The organism is Hydrogenophaga sp., from assembly GCF_022844385.1.
In the GTDB taxonomy this organism is placed as follows: domain Bacteria; phylum Pseudomonadota; class Gammaproteobacteria; order Burkholderiales; family Burkholderiaceae_C; genus Hydrogenophaga.
Genome location: NZ_JALHLX010000209.1, coordinates 1 through 4,008 on the forward strand (window position 1 = coordinate 1; position 4,008 = coordinate 4,008).

Sequence of the window (4,008 nt, forward strand, 5' to 3'; positions counted from 1 at the left end):
CGAGGCCGCCATCAGCACATAGATGAGCAGGTTGTGGAACTGCAGCGCAACGCGCCGCCACAGGCCGGGTGGCGCCTGGGCCACCAGCTGGTTCGGACCGTGCCTGGCCAGGCCTTCGTCGACCTGACCGCTGCTCAGGCCCTGGTCGGTGGATTGCAGGGCTTGCAGCGCCTGCTGGGCCGTGCAGGCGTGCCACGGTGCAGGCGCTGGCGAAGGGTTGCCGGGGTGGTTGGTGTCGCTCATTCCTGCAGGCTAAGGCACTTCGCCGGGACGCGCCATGACACGTGTCAAGGAACAGCCCGGGGGTTGCCCGCCGCCCAGGGGGTTCCATGCGAACCGTGTTCACGCTGCGCCTGCCAGCGCAACCAGTCCGCGGGTTCGTCCACGTCCCACAGGGAGGGCAACTCCTGCCAGCTCGCACCGCATCCGCGCAGGCGCTCCCGGGTGCGCCCCAGCACCTGCGCGGTGCTCCACGGCACCTCGGTGAACACCTCGGGCACGGGCCTGCGCAAACCGATCAGCACATAACCACCGTCCTCGGCCGGGATCAGCACCGCGTCGTGGTCCTGCAGCGCGTCGGCCGCCTGCTGCAGGTGGGACGGTGTGAGCACCGGGCAGTCGGTGCCGGCGATCAGCAAGGGCGTGTGCGGCGCCCGGGCAAAGTGGTGCTGCATGGCGGCGGCCATGCGCTGCCCGATGTCACCGGCGGGCTGGGCCATCGTTGCCACTCCGCGGCGCACCGCAAGGGCGCGAAAGAAGCGGTGTGCGGCATCGGGGGCGCACCAGAGCGTCACTTCACCCGTGCTGGCCGAGCGCGCGGTGGCCAGGGTCCGCAGGGCAAAACCGCGCTGCGCCCGGGCGGCGCCGGCTGCGCCCAGCAGGGGGATCAGCCGCGTCTTGGCCAGCCCGGCCACCGGTGCCTTGGCCATGATCGCCACTGATGCCGGAGCTCGGGGCCTGTAGCCATACCGCAGGGCCAGTGTGTGCGCATCGGTGCCCAGGGCGTGCGCGGCGCGCAGCCGCCACATGAGCAGCACGGTGCGCCAGAAACCGTGCTGGTCCCAGCGGCGGCCCGAGGTGGTCACACACTCGCGCAGGCAGGCGGGGGCTTCGATCGCCTTCAGGCGCTGGCTCAGATCGATGTCCTCCATCAGCGGCAGCGCCGCGAAGCCACCCACCGATTCGAACAGCCGCCGCTGCACGAACATGGCCTGGTCGCCAGTGGCAATGCCGGTGAGTCGCGAGCGCCGGTTCATGAACCACGCCACCAAGGGCAGCAGCGGGTGCCGGCCTTCGATGTGCACGTCGAACCGGCCCCAGCGGTGACCGTGTTGCACCGCCGGCTCGATCAACTGGTCGGCGTCTGCGGGCAGTTGCGTGTCGGCGTGCAGGAACAGCAGCACGTCGGCGCGGGTGGCAGCGGCGCCGGCGTTGAGTTGCGAGGCCCGGCCGCGCGGGGCCTGCAGCACCCGGTCGGCCAACGGTTGTGCGATGGCCAGCGTGCCGTCGGTGCTGCCACCGTCCACCACGATGAGTTCAGCACCGCGCGCGCGCAGCGGCGCCAGCGCCTGCAGCTTCAATGCCAGCGTGGCGGCTTCGTTGAGCACCGGCACAACCATGGCCAGCTTCATGCGCGCAACCCGCGTTCAAACAGGTCAAAGCCGTCGAGCACCTCGGCCACCACCGGCGGGCTGAGGTAGTGGTCCACGCGGTTGCGCACATGGTCCACCAGCGCGGCTTCGCTGCGCTGGCTGGACCAGTCTTCGCCATCAGCCCCGGTCCTGGCTGCCTCAACCGACAGAGCGCGCCACTTGGCACACCAGGTGATCGACCACAGCCACATGGCGCGGCGCAGCACCCCATGCCAGGGCCGTGCAGTGGCAGCCATCGGCCCCACCGCGCCGGCCCATGTCGCGTAAAACCCCAGCACCTCATCGACCGACAGCACCGCCTGCGTGTCCAGGTCCCAGGTTGTGGAGGTGTAGAGGGTGGCGTGGGCCAGGTCAAGACCCGGGTAGGCGTAGCGGCACTTTTCCAGGTCGACCAGCACCGCGCGGCCATCCGGCTGCACGATGAAGTTGCCCGGGTGGGCGTCGAATGCGATGAGGCAGCGCGCGGGGCGGTCAGTGCCGAGCACGCAGGCCAGCAGCCGCTGACGCTCGCCTTCGATGGCCGTCAACACCGGGACCGACAGTCCCGCCGCACCGAGGTGGGCGGCCTGCGCGTCGATCTCTTGCACCAGCGCCCGCAGGGGATCGGCGGCGTTCAACAACGGTGCACGCGACGCCGCCTTGGGCAGCGGCCGCGCGTGAATGGACGCGAGCGCGGTGGCCAGCGCGGGCAGGTCCTGTGGGAGGCGGACCGGTCGGCCTTCGATGGACTGCACCAGCAAAGCGCCGCGCGGCAGGTGCTCAGAGGGTGGCAGCACGCCCTGCAAGGCGGGGGTGTGGCCACTGGCCGCGGCGCGCTCGAAGCAGGCGCGCTGGTAATCCAGGTTGTCCTGCGCGCTCAACCCCAGCTGGCTTTGCTTGGGAATGCGAGCGAGCCAGCCGGTGCCCTCCAGGCGCACGTGGTCGTGCGCGAGGCCTTTGTCGGGCAGTGGCACCAGGGGCCGGTCGGCGGCAGGATGGCGTGCCGCCTGCAAGGCCAGGCGCAGGCGTCGAGAGAGGTCGTTGGAAATCGGCAAGCCGGGATACCTCGAAGAAGACGGCGTTGAAAGGGGCGAAGGTGTAAGAATGCACCGGCCCCGGCGACCGACAGGTTGCAAACCCACCTTGGAATTGTCGTGAGCTTTCGAAAAATCTTTCTGCTGGCTGTGGTCGCCTTGGGTATCGCGGCCTTTTTCGTGTTCGATCTGGGTCGCTTCCTGAGCCTGGAGTACCTCAAACAGAGCCAGGCCAGCTTCGAGGCGCTGTACGCGTCCCAGCCTTTGAAGGTCTCGCTGGTGTACTTCGCCATTTATGTGGCGGCCACCGCGCTCTCGTTCCCCGGCGCAGCCATCATCACGCTGGCCGGCGGCGCCATCTTCGGGCTGTGGTGGGGCACGCTGCTGGTGTCGTTTGCTTCCAGCCTGGGCGCCACGCTGGCCTTTCTGACTTCGCGCTTCGTGCTGCGCGACAGCATCGAGGCCAAGTTCGGCAACCGCCTGGCCGAGATCAACCGCGGCATCGAGAAGGACGGGGCGTTTTACCTGTTCACGCTGCGGCTGATCCCGGTCGTGCCGTTCTTCGTGATCAACCTGGTCATGGGCCTCACCAAGATGAAGGCGCTGACCTTCTACGCGGTGAGCCAGATCGGCATGCTGGCCGGCACGCTGGTGTATGTGAACGCGGGCACGCAGCTGGCGCAGATCGATTCGCTGCAGGGCATCCTGAGCCCGGCGCTGCTGGGCTCGTTTGTGTTGCTGGGCGTGTTTCCCTTGATCGCGAAATGGATCGTGGGCCTGATGCAAAAACGCAAGGTGTACGCGCGCTGGGCCAGCGTCAAGCCCAAGCGCTTCGACCGCAACCTGATCGTGATCGGCGCCGGGGCCGGCGGCCTGGTGTCGGCCTACATCGCGGCGGTGGTCAAGGCCAAGGTCACGCTGGTCGAGGCGCACAAGATGGGCGGCGATTGCCTGAACTACGGCTGCGTGCCGAGCAAGGCGCTCATCAAGAGCGCGAAGCTGGCCCACCAGATGCGCCACGGCGAAACCTATGGCCTGCACAGCACAACACCCACCTTCAGCTTCAAGGCGGTGATGCAGCGCATCCAGGACATCGTGCGCGCCATCGAGCCGCACGACAGTGTGGAGCGCTACACCGGGCTGGGCGTGGAGGTGCTGCAGGGTTACGCAAAGCTGGTGAACCCGTGGACGGTGGAGATCGCTCTCAACGACGGCAGCACGCAAACACTCACCACCCGCAGCGTGGTGATCGCGGCCGGCGCCCGGCCTTTCGTGCCACCCCTGCCCGGTCTGGAAGACAGCGGCTACGTGACCAGCGACACCATGTGGGACAAGTTCGGCGA

Annotated in this window: 4 protein-coding genes; 1 reads left to right on the forward strand and 3 read right to left on the reverse strand. The window is 68.4% G+C overall.

Annotation, left to right across the window (positions count from 1 at the left end; genetic code table 11):
- From Q0C59_RS19065 to Q0C59_RS19075, 3 genes are all read right to left on the reverse strand, one after another.
- A partial coding sequence (locus Q0C59_RS19065; RefSeq protein WP_291218541.1) for a cation-transporting P-type ATPase occupies positions 1-243 on the reverse strand: 243 nt, incomplete at its 3' end.
- 44 nt (positions 244-287) lie between these two features.
- Positions 288-1,631 carry a TIGR04283 family arsenosugar biosynthesis glycosyltransferase gene (locus Q0C59_RS19070; protein WP_291218543.1) on the reverse strand — a complete coding sequence of 448 codons (1,344 nt, stop codon included), beginning with the start codon at positions 1,629-1,631 and terminating at the stop codon, positions 288-290.
- A complete protein-coding gene (locus tag Q0C59_RS19075; RefSeq protein WP_291218545.1) occupies positions 1,628-2,686 on the reverse strand; it encodes a hypothetical protein in 1,059 nt (352 codons plus the stop codon). Before Q0C59_RS19075 ends, Q0C59_RS19070 begins: the two co-directional genes overlap by 4 nt.
- Positions 2,687-2,785: 99 nt before the next feature.
- On the opposite strand from Q0C59_RS19075, the gene Q0C59_RS19080 reads away from it, so the two are divergent.
- The coding region (locus tag Q0C59_RS19080; RefSeq protein ID WP_291218547.1) for a bifunctional TVP38/TMEM64 family protein/FAD-dependent oxidoreductase at positions 2,786-4,008 on the forward strand (1,223 nt) is incomplete at its 3' end.

Bases quoted from the DNA above. Each gene is read 5' to 3' on its own strand.
- Q0C59_RS19070 (WP_291218543.1), bottom strand. From the start codon at position 1,631: ATGAAGCTGGCCATGGTTGTGCCGGTGCTCAACGAAGCCGCCACGCTG.